Source organism: Streptomyces sp. NPDC057424, assembly GCF_042803315.1.
Taxonomy (GTDB): Bacteria; Actinomycetota; Actinomycetes; order Streptomycetales; family Streptomycetaceae; genus Streptomyces.
In genome coordinates, this window is the sequence record NZ_JBHVCP010000039.1 from 1 (window position 1) to 18,049 (window position 18,049).

Consider the following 18,049-nt stretch of genomic DNA (forward strand, 5'->3'; position numbering starts at 1 on the left):
CCACCTGCAACCGCGACATACCCACCCGCACACCGACCTGACCAAGCACTACTAGTCCCGAACAGCGATGTGGCCGGAGAGGGCACCGCCCTCTCCGGCCACATCGCTGTTTCTGCTCCCCGCAGGGCACACCCTGGTGGGAAAAGCACAGAGGCAAGGAGATCTCTCCTTGCCTCTCCCAAGGTATAGCGCACCGGGGGGCTTGCGGCAAGGCCCGGGGCGCGGCGCAGAATCGTCGCCCAAAGCCACAGCCTGCGGAAACGGGGACACGAGGTGCGTGTGTCGGAGATTGAGACGTGCTCGGCCAGAGGTTCGGCGGAGCCGGAGACGCCGGTGATTCGACCGGCCGGTGGAGTGCGCCGGAGCACGGCCGCCTCGGAGGTGTCGCGATGACCGAGCAGTACGTGCTGGACCTTCACGAGGTGGGCGAGACACACGTCGCGGTCGTCGGCGGCAAGGGCGCGCACCTGGGCGCGCTTGCGCGGATCGAGGGCATCCGCGTCCCGGGTGGCTTCTGCGTGACGACGGACGCCTTCCGGCGGGCCATGACGCAAGCGCCGTCGATGGCGGATCTGCTGGAGCAGCTGTCGCGCTTGAAGCCGGACGACCAGGAGGCGATCCGCACACTCAGCGCGCGGATTCGCCGGACCATCGAGGGGATCGCCGTTCCGGGCGATCTCGCGGCGGCGATCACCCGCGCGCTCTCCCGGCTCGGCGAGCAGGCTGCCTGCGCCGTCCGGTCCAGTGCGACGGCGGAGGACCTGCCGACGGCCTCCTTCGCCGGCCAGCAGGACACGTACCTGAACGTCGTGGGGCCGACGGCGATCCTCCGGCACATCAGCCGGTGCTGGGCCTCGCTGTTCACCGAGCGCGCCGTGACCTACCGCCGGCGAAACGGCATCGATCACCGTACGGTCCACATGGCCGTGGTCGTGCAGCGGATGGTCTTCCCGCATGCGGCCGGCATCCTGTTCACGGCCGACCCCGTCACCGGCAACCGGAAGGTCGCCACCGTGGACGCCGGCTTCGGCCTCGGCGAGGCCCTGGTCTCCGGCCTGGTGAACCCGGACGTCTTCAGGGTGCGACACGGCGAAGTCGTCGCCAGGACGGTCGCCGCAAAGCAGCGTGCCGTCCACGCCCTGCCGGACGGCGGTACGCAGGAAGTGGCGGTCGATGCGCAGCGGCAGGAACAGCCGGCGCTGACGGATGCGCAGGTCGTGCAGCTCGCGCACATCGGGCGGCGGATCGAGGAGCACTTCGGCGCCCCGCAGGACATCGAATGGTGCCTGGCCGATGGCGGCTTCCACATCGTCCAGAGCCGGCCGATCACGACGCTGTTCCCCGTTCCGGAGACCGGCGACCAGGAGAATCACGTCTACGTCTCCGTGGGCCATCAGCAGATGATGACCGACCCCATGAAGCCCCTCGGGCTCTCCATGTGGAAGCTGACGGCCATGGCACCGATGACCGAGGCCGGCGGGAGGCTCTTCGTCGACGCCACCCGGGCCCTGGCCACGCCCGCGAGCCGCGCCGGTCTCCTGGACCTCGTGGGGAGAGGCGATCCACTGACCCGGGACGCGCTGGAGACCGTCCTCGACCGCGACGGATTCGTTCCCCTGCTCCCGGAGCCGGACTCCGGCGGGCCCCCGGCCGGCGCTGCGCCCGCCCCGATCGAGACCGATCCGGCCATCGTCACCCTGCTGATCGAGCGCAGCCAGGAGTCCCTCGCCGCCCTGCGGCGCGACATCGGCACGAAGACCGGACCGGCTCTGTTCGACTTCCTGCTGGAGGCCTTCGAGGAGCACAAGCGGGTCCTCAGTGATCCGCTGAGCCTGCAGGCGATCAGGGCGGGGATGGAGGCCACCTGGTGGCTCAACGACACGCTGCACGAGTGGCTGGGCGAGAAGAACGCGGCCGACACGCTCACGCTGTCCGCCCCCGGCAACGTCACGTCGGAGATGGGACTGGCGCTTCTCGACGTCGCCGACGCCATTCGCCCCCATCCGGAAGTCGTGGCGTTCCTGCAGGACGTCGAGGACGACGGCTTCCTGGACGAGCTGGCGAAGCTCACGGGCGGGCCCGAAGCGCGCGACGCCATCGAGACCTACCTCGACCGGTACGGCATGCGCTGTGCCGGCGAGATCGACATCACGAGGCCCCGTTGGCGCGAACGCCCCGGCGCGCTCGTGCCGGCGATCCTCGACAACGTCAGGAACTTCGAACCGGGCGCCGCCCAGCGGCGCTTCGAGCAAGGGCTGCGGGAGGCGCGGGAGAAGGAACAGGACGTGCTGACACGTCTGCGCGCCCTCCCCGACGGGGAGAGCAAAGCCGACGAGACCAAGCGGATGATCGACCGGGTCCGAACCTTCATCGGGTACCGGGAGTACCCCAAGTACGGCATCGTCAGCCGCTACTTCGTCTACAAACAGGCCTTGTCGGAGGAGGCCGAGCGCCTCGTGCGGGCCGACGTGCTCGGGGAGAGGGAGGACATCTTCTACCTCACGTTCCAGGAGCTCCAGGGCGTCGTCAGCTCGAACCGAGTGGATGACGAGCTCCTCCAGCGACGCAAAGACGCGTTCCGGTCGTACCACTCGCTCACACCGCCCCGGGTCCTCACGTCGGACGGCGAGACCGTCAACGGGGCGTACCGACGCGACGACGTGCCCGACGGGGCCCTCATCGGCCTACCGGTGTCGGGCGGCACCATCGAGGGACGGGCCCGCGTCATCCTCGACATGGCGCAAGCCGATCTCGAGGCCGGAGACATCCTGGTCACGGCCTACACGGACCCCAGTTGGTCACCTGTGTTCGTCGGCATCGCCGGTTTGGTGACGGAGGTGGGCGGCCTGATGACCCATGGCGCGGTGATCGCACGCGAGTACGGCTTGCCGGCCGTCGTGGGGGTGGACCACGCCACCCGGCTGATCCGGGACGGACAGCGGATCCGCGTACACGGAACCGACGGTTACGTCGAGATCCTGCCCTGACCGGTGCCCGGCGGTCAGAGTGACGGTGCATGAGAGGAGTACGGTCGGATCGACGCACCCCTCCTCGTGGCCGCGCTCCCGATGTACTCGCCGACGAGGGAATCCGCGGCCCGGCCACCGGGCGGTCGACTGCGAGACGGCCCTGCCGCCCGACAAGGGCAGGGCAGGGCCGAGTTCGGGCGGGCCCTGCCATCCGGGGCACCATCGCTTCCCCGCTCTCCGTTTCGACCGACCGCGCCGCTCATCGACATGCAGCGGGACGGCGATACCGGCCCGCGCCCTGCACGGCCTTCCCGCACGAGCGGGCGACGCGGGTCAGGTGGTCAGGGCCTGCTCGGTGGTGGCGTGGCAGGGGATGAGTGTGTCGATGCCGACCAGCTGCAGGACACGCAGGACTGCCGTCTGAGCGCCGGCGATGCGCACCCAGCCGTCTGCGCTGCTCACCTGCCGGTGGGCGGCGACGAAGACATTGATGCCGCTGGAATCCATGAAGGTCACACCGCTGAGATCCGCGACGATCCGCGGTGGGACCGCCCCATCCTCGACCAGCAGGGCTTCGCTGAGCACGTCCTGGACGTCGTGGTCGATCTCGCCCCGCAGCGTCACGACACGGATGCCTCCGGTCATGCGGTGTTCGGCGTGGAGCCGGCCCGGCCGGTCCGCTTCCTCGAGCTGGGTCACCGTCTCCTCGATTGTGCTTAGGCTTGCCCGGTCAGAACGTGCGCGGTTGATTCTGCCCCACCGACCCGGTCGGATGCACCCGAGCGGCTGTGCCGAACAACACCTTCGGGGCATGTAGTGCCGCAGAACGGGTACCGGCGCGCGTGAACGGGGAGTGAGGGCGAGGCCAGTGGGATCTGATGCCGACGGGGACGGCTGTACAACGCCGCACGAGCATCTCATGCGCGTCGAGTACGCCCTGGACGGAAACGACAGCTGTATCGCGGACGCCCGCCGTCACGCCGCTGCTTTCCTCGACCAGGCGAGCGACGACCAGCACCTGCCCGTTTCTGCCCGAGCGAGGGATCTCACCCAGCTGGTTGTCAGCGAGCTCGTCACCAACACCCGCAAGTACGCCCCCGGCCCCGTCCTGCTGGAACTGCGCGTCACCTCCCGCACCGTGGACATCACGGTGTGGGACAGCGACCCCAAGGTCCCCGCGGCCCGTGCCACCGACCCCCACCGGGTCGGCCAGCACGGCCTGGAGATCGTCAAGGCCGTGGCCGAGGACTTCGAGGTACGACGGGCGCCGGTGGGCAAACGCATCACCGCCCGCATCGCTCTGGCCGACGGCCCCGGCTGCGCCCTCACCTGAAGGCGGGCCGTTGGACCAAGCAGCCGCCCGCAAGGGAGCGTACGGACCGAGCCGTCGCGATGACCCGCCCCAGGGCACGAGGAGGCGGGAGAGGGCGGCGGTCGCGGAGGATCGATCCATCCCAACAGTGCCGGAGCATGTCCTCGCACGGCGGGCGGACCTCAGCCCTTGACGGCCTCTGCGATCCGCAGGGCGGCCTGGGCGGGTGTGAGGTGCGTGGTGTCGACGACCTCGGCCTCGCCGTGCAGCCATGTGCGGGCGGCCTCGGCGTAGGGCTCAAGATGCTCGAGACGGAACGAGGAGGGGCCGAGCACCGTGTCTCCCTCGATGCGCTCGCGGAGCGTGGCCTGGTCGGCGTGGAGGACGAAGTGCCGTACCGGAATGGCATGTTCGGCGAGTCCCGTGCTGATCTCGCGCCAGTACTGCTCGACCAGGACGGTCATGGGCATCACCAGAGTGCCGCCGGTGTGGTCGAGTACGCGGCGGGCGGTCTCGACCACGAGCGGCCGCCACGGCGGCCAGTGCTGGAAGTTGCCCGTCCAGGGCAACCCCGGCTTGATGTCCATGAGCGTTTCGCCGACCTTCTCGGCGTCGAACACCCGTGAATCGGGGACCAGTTGCTGCACGAGTGCACTGGTGGTCGTCTTGCCTGCGCCGTGGGTGCCGTTGAGCCATACGATCACGGGGTCCAACGCTAGCGCGGTACGGGGTCCGGGTATAACCGGCCCACGGCCGGGCGGGCGACGAGTACTGCCTCAGGACGGGGCCACGCCGACGAGGAGCGCAGAGCTGCCCACCGGTCCCCGCACCCGCCGGCCCCAAGCCGGTACCGCCGCGCATCCCGGCTCCACGACGACACCGGCTCCGTCCGCCTCGGGACGACGGACGCAAGCCCGGAGAGCACATGAGGTCGCCCGGTCCGTCGAACGTGACGGACCGGGCGCATTACCTCAGCGCCGCTCCCGCGCGTACGGGGCGACGGTGATCCGGTCGATCAGCGGCGCGTAGCGGGAGCGGAGCAGCACGCCGGGGAAGGTGTCCGAGGCGTAGGTGGTGCCGTCGAAGTTGGGCAGCTCCTCGGAGCGGAAGCCGATCGTGTTCTTCCCCTTCTTCAGCTGTACCGGGACCGTCAGCTCCCAGAAGTTGTTCTGGTGGAAGCTGTGCGGGAAGTTGACGCGCCTCGCCTCACCGCCGTTGACGCTGATGTCGGCGTGGCGGGCGAGCGGGTCGGGGTTGTAGTGGGTGGCCTCCGACTGCTCCGGGTTGGAGTAGCGGATGCGCACCGCGTACAGGCCCGCCCGGTCCGCCGAGACGGTGAACGTCGCGGTGTTGCTGTTGCCGGGGGCCCCGCCGATGCCCGTGATCGCCGTGCCGTCAGTGGCGAGGGAGAGCGGGGCGAGCGTGGCCGAGCCGGCGAGAGTGGCGTCTTCGGCCTCGTAGGAACGCGCCGGCAGCGCGCCCTCGGTCGGTGTGACCGTGAGACGGTCGACGAGGGTCGTGGCCGAACCTCCGGTCACGGTCACCTTGTTGACGCCGCCGGAGAGGGAGACCGCCACACTGCTGCTGCCCTTGACCAGGCGCAGGACATCGTGGCCGTTGACGGAGAGCCGGGCGCCCGTCCCGCCGAGGGTGTCGACCTTGAGTGTGGTCTCGCGGTCGGTCGGCGAGTAGACCCAGAACGTGGCGGTCTGGCCCTTCGCGACGCGGACCGCGCCCGAGCTCCCCGGCTTCGGGAGGTCGTAGACCGGGCGTGCACCGCCGGCGGGCCAGGCCAGTTCACCTTCGTACACCTGCGTGTCCGCCGAGGCGCGGGGGAGGGAGACGGTGAGGCGGTCGACGATGGCGTCCCCCTTGGTGGCGCGCTTGCCGTCGGCGCTCTTCGCGGCGAGCGTCAGGGTGTGCCTCCCCTTGGTGAGCTTCACCTTGGTGTCGGTGTGGTCCCAGACGACCCACTTGTAGCCGAGGGGAAGGTGCAGCTCCTGCTCGCTGCCGGCCTTGCCGTCCACCCGCAGGAAGACGTTGGTGGGGCCCTGCTCCTCGACCTTGTCGAAGGTGTTGAGGGAGTTGGCGAAGACGCTCAGGTCGTAGGTGCCGTCCTCGGGCACGTCCACGGTGAAGTCGAGTGCGACGTCCGAGCCGGTGCGCAGGCCGCCGACGTCGTAGCCGCCGGAGGTGTAGAACTTCGACACGTCACGCGGCGAGCCTTCCGGGCCGTTCTTCGACCAGCCGGATCCGGTGTGCGCGGCGTCCTCCGCCTCGTACGAGGACTGCCAGCGCACAGGCGGCGCCTGCGTGCCCTTCGCCTCGCCTGCCGGGCTGAGGACGATCTCGTAGGCCGAGGACTCCTTCAGATCCGGCAGCGCGCCGTCGCCGAAGTCGAGGGCGACCGTGCCGTTGTCACCGACCTTCAGGTTCGTCTCCGTGAGGAGTTTCGGGCCGGACGAGTCGCCGACCTGCCCGCTCCACTCGATCTCCCGCACCCAGGCGTGCACGCGCGTGCCGAAGACCTCCTTCGGGACGCCCGCGAAGGTGATGTGGCCCCTGCCGGTGGAGCCGCCGAAGATCAGCCGGGACTGCTTCCTCTTCTCGTCGAGGGTGGCGACGCCCTGCATGGTGTAGTTCTCGCCGGGGAACGGCGGGGTGACCTTCACCGTGTGCCCGCTCATCGAGGCGTACGAGTTCAGCAGCCACCACTGGCCGTTGCCGCGGTTGGACTGCACCGCGGAGTCGGACAGATTGCCGTCGATGTTCCAGTACGCGATGTCGGCGTCGACCTTGGACTCCTCGATCGCGGACACCCACTGGATCATCTGGCCGGGCACGGAGGTGTGGTAGTTGAAGGCGTACTCGTTGATGTTGATGGGGAGTTGTGTGCCTTCGCGGTCGGTGCCCTTGAACAGGGCCTTCTCCCACGCCCGGTACTTGGCGACGCTCTGGCGCACCGCCTCCGGGTGGCTCAGCTCGTGCCAGGTGATGACGTCCGGGAGGGTGTTGGCGGCCAGCGTGTGGGTGAGGAAGCCCTTCACCTGGTCGTACAGGACGCTGGTGTTGGGCCCGGCGATGCGGGCGCTCGGCATCCTGCCCTTGATGAGCTTGTACGCGTCGTCCCAGGCGGCGAGGAAGTCGTCGGGGTCGCTGAGCCAGCTGACCTTGTTGTAGCTCCACTCGCCGGTGCCGAACATGTTGCCCTCGGGCTCGTTGAACGGCACGAAGACGATGTTGTCCTGGTACTGCTTCGGCAGCTCGAGGACCTGGTCGACCTGTTCGGCGATCTTCTCGTTGTAGAGCTTGAGCTTCTCCTCGGGGGTGTCGCCCGGCCACTGGTACGGGAAGCCGCGGTGGATGTCGGTCATGTAGATGTACACATCGCCGTCGGTGGAGTCGGCCAGCGGCTTCACCACCTCCAGGGCGTCGGCACCGGGGTGCTGCGGACCGTCCTGCGCCTTGGTGGAGACCGTGCGCAGGCCCATGCCCTCCATGAGGTTGTTGGTCGGGACGTCCGGCCCGTACACGCCGTAGAGGGTGCCGGAGGCGCCGCCGTGGAACGCGCCGGTGTCCGAGCCGAGGTCGACGGTGAGCTGCCCCTCGCGGACCACGGTGACGGTGGCCTTCACCGCGCGCCCGGCCGCGGCACCGGCGACCGTGAAGGTGCCCGGCGCGGCGTACTTGTCGGAGGGGACGGCGTCCCACGTGACGGGGATGTCGCGGTCGTAGCCGTCGGAGAAGGAGGCGCGGACGGCGGCGGGCAGGGACGGGGCGGTCCCGGTCGTGGTGCGTGCCTCGAAGGACGTCGCCGAGAGCTGCTGCAGGGTGGGCACGGTCCCGACCGTACCGGCGACCTGCTCCGCGCTCAGCGCCGCGTGCCACACGGTGAAGTCGTCGATCGCGCCCTTGAGCAATGGATCCGGGTAGAAGGACTTGCCTATGTACCCGGCGGCGGTGGCCGAACCCTCCAGCAGGTCCTTGGCCTTGACGGCGGTCTCGGCGGAGGAGACCGGAACGCCGTCGAGGTAGGTGGTGAGCCGGCCCGCGGAGGTGTCGAGGGTGACGGTGACGGTCCGCCACTCGCTCGCGGGAAGCGGTGCGTACCCGCGGACCTGCGCCTCGGCGCCCCCTCCGCCGGTGGTCACGGAGGTCTGGAACAGCCCGCTTCCGTTGTAGGGAGTGCTGAAGAGGTACTTGGTGGTGTTGGTGCCCAGGTCGAAGATCCGCTGCCAGGGCGCCTTGTCACCACTCCACTTCACGCGTGCGGAGACCGTCAGGTCGGCTGCGTCGCCGACCACGGCACGGGGTAGACGGACGTACGCGCCGCTCGAGTCGGCCGCACCGCCGGGCAGGGCGAGCGCCTTGCCGCCGTCCGTGCCCTCGACGGACCGGGCGGTGGAGCCGTTCACCAGGTCTGCCGTCAGACCGTTGCCGGAATGGTCGGTGATCTTCCCGGACGCCATGTCGTCCTGGTCGAAGGTGTAACGGGCGGCGGGCCGGGGGGCCTCGGCCGCCTGCGCGGGGACGGCCGGTGCGGCCAGAAGGCCGGCGCCGAGAGCCAGCGTCACGGCGGCGGGTACCCGTCGCCGGGAGGATCTGTCAGCGGATGGCATGGAGGGCGTCCTCAATCCTTGAGTGGGCGGTTCCGGCCGGACGAACCCCCGGTCGGCTGCTCGTACGCGGGGTGGCCCGGCGAGGGGAGTGCGTGGTTGATGTCTGCCGAATCGGTTCGATTTCATGGCCCGCGGGAACCTCTGCGGAGGACGGAAGCGGCGGCTCGCCTCCCCGTGGGTACGGTAGGAGCGCAGGTTCGCCGGAAGGATCACTTCGTCGAACCGGTTCGCGAAGCTAGCACCGCGAAACCCGGCCAGCAATCCCTCCGGCACAAGGAGGCATCCGTTCGCCGGGCGGACGGGGACAGTGTGGTCCAGGGTGTTGACAGGCATTCGGGCAGTTCCTACCGTCTCTTCACGCGAACCGGTTCGACAGCCGGGCATCGCCCCCGTCCCACCCCCTCACTCCCGCGACCGGCGCGTGCTCCCTTCCTCGAGGTTGCGAACCGGTTCGAGCTAGGAGCCGTTGTGAACATCGGTGAGATCGCCAAGCGGGCCGGTGTCTCGCGGAGCACCGTGTCCTACGCGCTGAGCGGCAAGCGCTCGGTGTCGGAGGAGACCCGTCGCAAGATCCAACAGGTCATCGACGAGCTGGGGTACCGGCCCAACGCCAGCGCGCGAGCCCTGGCGAACGGGCGCACCAGCACGATCGGCCTGGTCTTCCCGCCGGCGGGCAACCACTACACCGGGATGCAGCTGGACTTCATCGGCAGCGTGGTGGAGGCCGCGGCGGCGCACGACTACGACGTGCTGCTGTCGCCCAGCGGTGCCGACAGCGACCGTTCGTTCCAGCGGCTGCTGGGGGAGCGGAGGGTCGACGGGGCGATCCTGATGGAGATCCGACTGGAGGACGACCGGGTCGACCACCTGGCCGAGCTGGACTTTCCCTCCGTCGCCATCGGCCGCACCGCGCATCCGGAGAGCGGCTGGTGGGTGGGCCTGGACCACACCGCGCTCGCGGCGGCGTGCGTCCACCATCTCGCCGACCTCGGCCACCGCCGGGTCGCCTTCGTCAACCGGCCCGAACAGCTCCTGCGGGCGGGGTACGAGTCCGCACACCGCGGCCTGGACGGCTTCACCAAGGCCGCGGCCGAGCGCGGGCTCACCGTACGGACGTACTGCTGCGGGGACGACGCGTCGTCCGGCCAGGCGTGCCTGGAGAGGATCCTGCACGACGACCCGGCCACCACCGCTCTGGTCACCCTGAACGAGGCCGCCCTGGGCGGCCTGTACCGCGGACTCGCCCGGGCGGGCCGCCATGTGCCACGCGACTTCTCCGTCACCGGAGTCGTCGCGAGCCGGTGGGCGGAGACGGTCACCCCGCAGCTCACCGCGGCGGACGTACCGGCGGAGGACATGGGCCGTCGCGCGGTCGACCTGCTCGTCGAGCGGATCGAGCAGCCCGTCGCGCCGGGCCGGCACCATCTGCTCACGCCGCCGATCTCGTTGCGGGCCAGTACCGGGCTCGCGAGCGGTACCTCCTTCCCCGAAGCCTGACCGCCACCCCACGGCCTCCGCTCTTCTCCCTCTGCGACGAGCACCCGATCCCCTCACCTCGCCGTTCGGCGTGCCCGCCCGCCTCCCCCCAGTCGCCCCTCCCACGGCACACGTGTGCCAAGACCGAAGGACCCGCCATGCAGAGCTCCTCGAGGCGCCGACTCACCGCGGTGGCCCTGTCGACCGTCGTGGCTGTCACCGCCGCCTGTTCCTCCGGCTCGGGCAGCGCCGACGCGAAGGGCGCGGACAGCGGCACGTACACCGTCTGGGACCCGTACCCGCAGTTCGCCAAGGGCTCGGCCTGGGTGAAGCTGCTGGACGAGTGCGGCGCCGAGGCCGGCGTGAAGATCAAGAGGACCGGCTTCGACACCAGCGACCTGGCCAACAAGGCGCTGCTGGCCGCCCAGCAGGACAACTCCGCCGACGTCCTCATCGTCGACAACCCGGTGGTGTCGACCCTGGCCGAGGCGGGCGTGCTCACCACCACCGAGGACAACAAGCTGGACACCTCGAAGGCCGACCCCAACTTGCTCGCCGCCGGCCAGTCGGACGGCAAGACGTACGGCACCCCGATCGGCGCCAACACCCTCGCCCTCTACTACAACAAGGAGGTCCTGAAGGAGGCCGGGGTGGACATAGCCTCGGTCAAGGACTGGAAGTCGCTGACGGCGGCGCTGGCGAAGGTGAAGGCGGCGGGCAAGAAGGGCATCACGTTCTCCGCGATCGGCACCGAGGAGGGCAGCTTCCAGTTCCTGCCCTGGTTCTGGGGCGCGGGCGCGAAGCTGACCGAACTGGACTCCGAGCAGGCCGCATCCGCCCTGTCGCTGTGGCAGGACTGGCTCAAACAGGTCTATGCCCCCAACTCCGTCATCAACAACACGCAGACGACCAGCTGGCAGGAGTTCGCCGGCGGTGACTACGCCTTCGCCGAGAACGGGACGTGGCAGCTCGCCAACGCGAAGAAGGCCGGCTTCGCATACGGCGTCCTGCCGGTGCCGGGCGCCGACGGAGGCAGCGCCGCCGCCCCGACCGGTGGCGAGTTCGTCACCATCCCCGTCCAGGGCGACACCGCCCGCTACGCCACCTCCCAGAAGCTGGTGACCTGCCTGACCAGCACCCAGAACCTGTACGACACCGACACCACCCTCTCCTACGTGGCCCCCACCAGCGAGGTCCAGGACAAGCAGGTGGCGGCGAACGCCGAACTGAAGCCATGGGTCGAGGCGGTCAAGGCGGCCAAGGGCCGCACCAGTGACGACCTCGGCACCACGTACCCGAAGATCTCCGAGCAGTTGTGGAAGGCCGTCCAGTCCGCCCTCAGCGGGGCCAAGTCACCCAAGGACGCACTCGCTGCGGCGCAGGCCGCGGTCAAGTGACGAGGGCCCGATGAAGCAGACGACCCACCCGCCGGACCACCCGTCCGCGCACGTCCGGCACGGGGCGGCCACCGCCGCCCCGTCCCCCACGCGCGCACGGCGCCGCCCGACCTCCCCGCAGTGGGCCGCCTGGGGCTTCCTCGCCCCGGTGACCCTCTACCTCGCCCTCTTCTACGCCTATCCGCTCTACCGCAACCTCGACCTCAGCCTGCGCAACTACACCGTCCGCTCCTTCGTCCAGGGCAACGCCCCCTTCACGGGCATCGAGAACTACCGGACCGTCTTCGACGACCCGACCTTCGCCCCCGCCCTGCTCCACACCGCGGTCTTCACCGCCGTCTGCCTGGTCTTCCAGTACTCCATCGGCCTTGCACTCGCGGTCTTCTTCACCCAGCACTTCCGGCTGTCGGCAACCCTGCGCGCCCTGTTCCTGGTGCCGTGGCTGCTGCCGCTGATCGTGTCGGCGTCCACCTGGTCGTGGATGCTCAACAGCGACTCCGGCATCGTCAACGCCGCCCTGCACGCCCTCGGCATGACTCCGGTGAACTGGCTGACCTCACCGTCCTGGTCGCTGACCTCGGTGATCATCGCGAACATCTGGATCGGCGTCCCCTTCAACCTGGTCGTGCTCCACAGCGGCCTGCAGTCCATCCCCGCGAGCCTGTACGAGGCCGCCGCCCTCGACGGCGCGAACGCCTGGCAACGGTTCTGGCGCATCACCTTCCCGCTGCTGCGCCCGGTGTCCGCGATCACCCTTCTCCTCGGCCTGATCTACACGCTCAAGGTCTTCGACATCATCTGGATCATGACCAGGGGCGGGCCCGCGGACTCGTCGACCACCTTCGCCACCTGGTCCTACCAGCTCGGCTTCGGCAACCTCCTGCCCGCCTTCGGCCCGGGCGCGGCCGTCGGCAACCTGCTGGTCGTCGCCGCCCTGCTGTTCGGCCTGATCTACCTCAAGGTCCAGCGAAAGCAGGCGCTGTCATGAACCGACGCACCGGACGAACGTGGTGGAAGACCGCCCTCGGCCTGCTGCTGACCGCGCTCATGCTCTTTCCGGTCTACTGGATGCTCAACGTGTCCCTCACCCCCGACCGGGACATGCGCAAGAGCCCACCGGACCTCTTCCCCGCCCACGGCACACTGGACGGCTACCGCGCGGTCCTCGACGAGCAGCTGCCCTACCTCGGCACCAGCCTCGTCATCGGCCTGGGAACCGTCGTCCTGACCGTCGCCCTGTCCGCTCCCGCCGGCTACGCCCTGGCCAAACTGCGCCCACGTGGCGGCGGCATCCTGAACTTCGTCCTGCTGGCCGCCCAGATGATCCCCGGCATCATCATGGCGATGGGCTTCTACGCCATCTACCTTCAACTCGGCCTGCTCCAGTCCGTCCCCGGCCTGATCGTCGCCGACTCCACGCTGGCCGTCCCCTTCGGCGTCCTCATCTTCACCGCGTTCATGTCCGGCATACCCGGCGAGCTGCTCCAGGCCGCCAAGACCGACGGGGCAGGGGCCCTGCGGACCTTCTGGTCCGTCGTCCTGCCGATGAGCCGCAACGCCGTCGTCACGGTCTCCCTGTTCGCGTTCCTGTGGTCCTGGTCCGATTTCGTCTTCGCCGGCACCCTTGTCAACGGCGGCGCCCACGAGCCGATCACGCTCGGCATCTACCACTACATCGGCAACAACAACCAGGAGTGGAACGCCATCATGGCCACCGCCGTCGTGGCCTCGCTGCCCGCCGCGGTCATCCTCGTCCTCGCCCAGCGCTACGTCGCCGCCGGTGTGACCGCCGGGGCCGTCAAGGACTGACCCCTTCCACCCCTCCCCGTCACGACTGAGCCGCCTGCCTGCCGGCCGGCCGGTGACCCCTGCTCGAGAAACGAGTCAGCTTCATGACCGCCGCCCGATCCGGCCCGGCCTTCTCCGTCCACGACATCCCGTTCAGCACCCACGGATCCTGGTTCGACATCTCACCCGTGGTGGCGGAGAAGACCTACGCCGAGGACCTCCACCTCGTCTCGCACCAGAACGGCATGCACGCCGTACTGCGCCTCGTCCCCCTCGACCCGGCGACGGGCGACCGAGCCGGAGCCCAAGTCGAGACCACACCGGGCCTGCTCAGCTGGATCAGCGCGGGCGGACGCATCGACCTCTCCTACGAGTCACCCGACACCGTGCGCCTGCGGGGAAGCGGCCTGGGTATCAATGTCGACGCAGCGGCACATACCCTCACTCCGTTCAGCGGAACGTACTTCTTCCGCGACCCGGCCGCCGACGCGCACGTTTTCACGTCCTACGAGACCGGACGCCGCTACCGCGTCACCATGCTGTCCGGCACCGTCGCACGGACGCCCGGCACCCAGGCCCTGGGCAGCGACCACCGCGGCCTCGCCGTCACCGCGGAGACGAACGGCCACTGGGAGATCGCGATCGAGGAATTCGACACCGCCCGCCCGCCGTACGCGTCCCCGGCGGGTTTCGATGCGATCGTCGAGTCCGCACGGACCTCGTTCGCGACCTTCGTCGACCAGGTGGCTCCGTGGCGCTCGTCCGCCACCCCCGCCGCCGAACTCGCCGCCTACGTCGTATGGTCGGCGACCGTACGCCCCACGGGGCTGGTCACCCGGCCCGCCGTACTGATGTCCAAGCACTGGATGGACAAGGTCTGGAGCTGGGACCACTGCTTCAACGCCCTCGCCCTCGCACCCGGTTGCCCCGACCTCGCCCTCGACCAGTTCGCCCTGCCCTTCGACCACCAGGACGACAGCGGCGCCCTGCCCGACTCCGTCACCCACTCCGAAGTCCTCTACAACTTCGTCAAACCGCCCATCCACGGCTGGACCTTCGGCCGTCTGCGCCGCCGCCTGCCGACACCTCCCGGCCCCGCCGAGCTCGCCGAGACCTACGACCGGCTGGAACGCTGGACCGACTTCTGGCTCACCGCACGGCGCGCACCCGGCGCCGAGCTGCCCCACTACCAGCACGGCAACGACAGCGGCTGGGACAACGCCACCACCTTCGACCCCGAGCGGGTGATCGAAACCGCCGACCTGGCCGCCTTCCTCGTCCTCCAGCTGCGTGAACTTGCCGACCTGGCCACCGCGTTGGACAAGCCGGACGACATGCGCCGGTGGACGGAGTCAGCCGAGGAGATGCAGTCGGCGCTGCTCGGCCGGCTCTGGGCCACCGACAGGTTCGTGGCCCGGGGAGCCGACACCGGGGACACCTGGAGCAGCGCCAGCCTCCTCGACCTGATGCCCGTCGTGCTCGGTGAGCACCTGCCCGGCGACGTCAGCAGCACGCTGGCCGACCACATCAAGGCCCACCTCACGCCCTACGGCCTCGCCACCGAGCTGCCCACCTCACCGCACTACCTCGCCGACGGTTACTGGCGTGGCCCCATCTGGGCCCCCGCCACCGTCCTCATCGAGGACGGCCTGCGCCGCGCCGGCCACGAGCGCCTCGCGGACGACATCAGCGCCCGCTTCCGCGCCCTGTGCGAAACCCACGGCTTCGCGGAGAACTTCGACGCCCTCACCGGCACGGGCCTGCGCGACCGCGCCTACACCTGGACCGCCAGCAGCTACCTCCTCCTTGCCGAAGCACACGCACACCGGCACGGCCGCTGACCGTCCGCGTCCCGCACAGCCGCGTGGCCACCCCCGGTCCCTCCCCTGCATCGAGGAGCCGCACGACGGTCCAGGGGGGCCTGCGGCCTGACACAGGAGTCCCTCAGCGGCTGCCGGAGCCTGTCCGCCGAGCCGAACCGCGCCGTCACGTGCCGGTGCCGTCGGCCTGCGCCTCGGCTTCGGGCGCTGCCGCCGGCTTCGCGGCGGGCGCGGTGTAGAAGACGGACCTGCCCTGCCTGGAACGCTCGGCCTGGCTCTTGGCCACGAGTCCCTCGAGCGTGACGCGGACGACCTTGGCTGAGATGTCGCGATGGGGATGGGCCTGGCCGAGCGCCGCCGAGATCTCCGCCGCGGAGCGTGGTTCCTTCTGTTCGGTGAGGTGACGGCGGATGAGCTCGACAAGGGTGGGCTCGGCTGCCTTGGCGGTGCCTGCAGTCCTGGCCGCGGACTTCCTGGCTGCCCGCTTAGCCGGTGCGGCGGTGGACTTCTGAGCCGTCTGCTTCGCGCCGGCCGCGGCGCCGGCCTTCTTCCGACGCGGTGAGGGCACCACGGCACTCGCGGAGTCGGAGTCGGAGTCGGAGGCGGACTCGGCCGGTGCCGTGGTGATGCCGAGTGCCTGCTGCATGCTCACCAGCACACCGTGGTCGCGCTGCAAAGAGGCGAGCTGTTCCTGAAGCGAGGCGATCTCCGCACCGACCCGCTCCTGCTCCTTGACGTTCGCGTCGAGGTCGCCGGTCACCTGGGCGATGTACTGCGATGCCAGTTCGGTGGCGGGAGTTGTCGTGTCGGGCATGGCGCTGACCTTTCCTCGGCGTGGGAGGCGTGCTGCGGACGTCGCCTGTCTGGACGGCGGTACGGCGGCCCGGCAGGACGCCGTGTGTGCCGCAGAATGCCTCGGTGTAGTGATGGTACGGACCGATGGAGCCAGTTGTTCCTCATGTGGCGTCCTTTTGCCCCGCCCACCCACTGCCCTGCCCACCACAGGCCCGCTCCATCGACGAGGAGGACGGTCAGTCGAGACCGAACTCGTTGCCCTCGACGTCCCGCACCAGGATGCGCGACTCGTTGTCGTCATCGGCGAGCAGCGTTCGCACGTGTACCGCGCCGAGCGGGAGCAGCCGTGCGCATTCGGCCTCGAGCGCGGCCAGGCGTTCTTCACCCACGAGCCCGGTGCCGACCCGCACATCGAGGCGCAGCCCGCCGGCGGAACTGCAGCGCCAGGCCGTCAAGGCCGGGATCCTGCGCGAGGGACAGGGCACGTTCGTCCCCGCCTTCTACGTGGAGCCGGCGATCCTCGCCCACCGGGACACGCTCGACTTCGTCGGCAGCGCCTACCTGAGCCACAAGAACTGGTACCTGTGGTGGGGCCTGGGCGGGCAGAACCTGACGGGCCGTTCGAGGGCCACCGTCCAGGCCGTGGCCGACATGCAACGGGAGTGCGCATACGTCATGCAAGGCAGACCCCGGCTGGAACGCGCACCGAAGCAGGTGACGGCCCAGCCGCTCAAACTCACGATCGGCACCCCGTGATCAGTGTTCCAGCCGCCGCCGACGAACTGGCGAAGGCACTTGCGGCCAGGGCCGACCCGGATTTCGCGGTGCGCATGCAGCGGTACTTCCCGCACGAGATCCGGGCCCTCGGGGTCGGCAACGCCGCGGTCGCCGGGATCGCCACCGACTACTTCCGCGAGCGGCGCGACACTCCCGCGGCGACCCGGCTGCTCCTGGCGGAGCAGGTGCTGGCGCACGCCGGGTACCACGAGGAAGTGCTGCTGGGCTTCGCGGTCCTGCACAAGGTCGCCAGGACCGGGCTCGGCGGCGAGTTGCTGGACCGCTGCGAGCACTGGCTGGAGACGTACGTGTCCAACTGGGCGCAGTGCGACGACATGTGCCTGAAACTGCTGTATCCGTTCTTCCTCGGGCACCTGGAGCTGATCCCGCAGACCCGGCGGTGGGCCGGATCCGCCTCCCCGTGGGCCAGGCGCGCCGCGAACGTGGCCGTCGTGAAGTTCGTCCGGCGCAAGGTGGGCCGTACGGTCTTCGAGCTGCCGTTGTCGCACGTCTTCGACAACTGCGTCCGCCTGATGCACGACGACGACGCCTACGTGCGGAAGGGCTCGGGCTGGCTGCTCAAGGTCACCGCCGAGGCCCATCCCGACGAGGTGGCCGAGTTCCTGCGCACCTGGCACACCGACATGCCCCGCGACACGTTCCGGTACGCGGTGGAGAAGATGGAGCCGCGGCTGCGGCGGTCCTTGACGGAACCGGGACAGCGGTGACGCGATGAACGCGACCGGCCGCTACGTCCACCGGCGGGGCATCCACTGTGAGTCCGCCTGCCAATGTGCGGTTCTCGCGGAGAGGACAGGCCGGCGCACCGCCCCGGGGACAGCACGTCCCCGAACCTGGGTCCGAGCTACGACAGCCAGGAGATCCAGGCATCCCTCCAGCAGTACGCCGACCGGGTCGTCTGGCGGGAACTGGACCCCGCGGACGTGCCGCGGGAGGCGGCGACCCTGATGCGGGAGCGATGCGTCATCGGGTGGTTCCAGGGGCGTATGGAGTCACCAGGACAGACGGAGATGGATCATCTGTTTCTCGGAAGCTTCCTGGTATCGCGATTCTGAGCGAGTGAACCTCGCTGATT

Annotated in this window: 13 protein-coding genes and 1 pseudogene; 9 read left to right on the top strand and 5 right to left on the bottom strand. The window is 69.7% G+C overall.

What is annotated here, in order from left to right; translation table 11 throughout:
- The first annotated feature begins 389 nt into the window (after positions 1–389).
- Positions 390–2,987, top strand: a complete 2,598-nt coding sequence (gene rph / locus ACFU3E_RS26510; RefSeq protein WP_384163122.1) for a rifamycin-inactivating phosphotransferase — start codon at positions 390–392, stop codon at positions 2,985–2,987.
- A 315-nt stretch (positions 2,988–3,302) separates the two neighbouring features.
- Here rph and ACFU3E_RS26515 read toward each other — a convergent pair whose 3' ends face one another.
- Positions 3,303–3,668: an STAS domain-containing protein gene (locus ACFU3E_RS26515; RefSeq protein WP_384163125.1), complete on the bottom strand. Its 366-nt coding sequence runs from the start codon at positions 3,666–3,668 to the stop codon at positions 3,303–3,305.
- 220 nt (positions 3,669–3,888) lie between these two features.
- Here ACFU3E_RS26515 and ACFU3E_RS26520 point away from each other — a divergent pair, with 220 nt between their 5' ends.
- The gene (locus ACFU3E_RS26520; RefSeq protein WP_384163128.1) at positions 3,889–4,302 is read left to right on the top strand and encodes an ATP-binding protein; all 414 of its coding nucleotides are present in this window, start codon (positions 3,889–3,891) and stop codon (positions 4,300–4,302) included.
- Between the two features lie 161 nt (positions 4,303–4,463).
- Here ACFU3E_RS26520 and ACFU3E_RS26525 read toward each other — a convergent pair whose 3' ends face one another.
- Together ACFU3E_RS26525 and ACFU3E_RS26530 are read right to left on the bottom strand one after the other, a co-directional pair.
- A complete protein-coding gene (locus ACFU3E_RS26525) occupies positions 4,464–4,985 on the bottom strand; it encodes an ATP-binding protein (protein WP_384163131.1) in 522 nt (173 codons plus the stop codon).
- 267 nt (positions 4,986–5,252) lie between these two features.
- A complete protein-coding gene (locus ACFU3E_RS26530) occupies positions 5,253–8,855 on the bottom strand; it encodes a LamG-like jellyroll fold domain-containing protein (RefSeq protein ID WP_384163134.1) in 3,603 nt (1,200 codons plus the stop codon).
- Between the two features lie 513 nt (positions 8,856–9,368).
- Here ACFU3E_RS26530 and ACFU3E_RS26535 point away from each other — a divergent pair.
- The 5 genes from ACFU3E_RS26535 (at position 9,369) to ACFU3E_RS26555 (ending at position 15,402) form a co-directional block, all read left to right on the top strand.
- On the top strand, positions 9,369–10,397 hold the full coding sequence (locus ACFU3E_RS26535; RefSeq protein ID WP_384163137.1) for a LacI family DNA-binding transcriptional regulator: 1,029 nt from the start codon (positions 9,369–9,371) through the stop codon (positions 10,395–10,397).
- A gap of 137 nt (positions 10,398–10,534) precedes the next feature.
- Positions 10,535–11,773 (top strand): extracellular solute-binding protein, encoded by a 1,239-nt coding sequence (locus tag ACFU3E_RS26540; protein WP_384163140.1) that lies wholly within the window; start codon positions 10,535–10,537, stop codon positions 11,771–11,773.
- Between the two features lie 10 nt (positions 11,774–11,783).
- Positions 11,784–12,761, top strand: coding sequence for a carbohydrate ABC transporter permease (locus ACFU3E_RS26545; protein WP_384163143.1), 978 nt, complete (start codon positions 11,784–11,786; stop codon positions 12,759–12,761).
- Positions 12,758–13,582: a carbohydrate ABC transporter permease gene (locus ACFU3E_RS26550; protein WP_384163146.1), complete on the top strand. Its 825-nt coding sequence runs from the start codon at positions 12,758–12,760 to the stop codon at positions 13,580–13,582. Before ACFU3E_RS26545 ends, ACFU3E_RS26550 begins: the two co-directional genes overlap by 4 nt.
- A gap of 83 nt (positions 13,583–13,665) precedes the next feature.
- The gene (locus tag ACFU3E_RS26555) at positions 13,666–15,402 is read left to right on the top strand and encodes a trehalase family glycosidase (RefSeq protein ID WP_384163149.1); all 1,737 of its coding nucleotides are present in this window, start codon (positions 13,666–13,668) and stop codon (positions 15,400–15,402) included.
- 145 nt (positions 15,403–15,547) lie between these two features.
- Here the strand turns inward: ACFU3E_RS26555 and ACFU3E_RS26560 are convergent, their stop codons facing one another.
- A complete protein-coding gene (locus ACFU3E_RS26560) occupies positions 15,548–16,195 on the bottom strand; it encodes a hypothetical protein (RefSeq protein WP_384163152.1) in 648 nt (215 codons plus the stop codon).
- A gap of 217 nt (positions 16,196–16,412) precedes the next feature.
- Positions 16,413–16,598: pseudogene (locus tag ACFU3E_RS26565) on the bottom strand (VOC family protein); the annotation flags it as partial.
- On the opposite strand from ACFU3E_RS26565, the gene ACFU3E_RS26570 reads away from it, so the two are divergent.
- Together ACFU3E_RS26570 and ACFU3E_RS26575 are read left to right on the top strand one after the other, a co-directional pair.
- Positions 16,573–16,932, top strand: a complete 360-nt coding sequence (locus tag ACFU3E_RS26570; RefSeq protein WP_384163290.1) for a hypothetical protein — start codon at positions 16,573–16,575, stop codon at positions 16,930–16,932. The pseudogene ACFU3E_RS26565 and the gene ACFU3E_RS26570 overlap by 26 nt on opposite strands.
- On the top strand, positions 16,929–17,681 hold the full coding sequence (locus ACFU3E_RS26575) for a DNA alkylation repair protein (protein WP_384163155.1): 753 nt from the start codon (positions 16,929–16,931) through the stop codon (positions 17,679–17,681). The genes ACFU3E_RS26570 and ACFU3E_RS26575 overlap by 4 nt, the downstream gene beginning before the upstream one ends.
- The last annotated feature ends 368 nt before the right edge of the window (positions 17,682–18,049 follow it).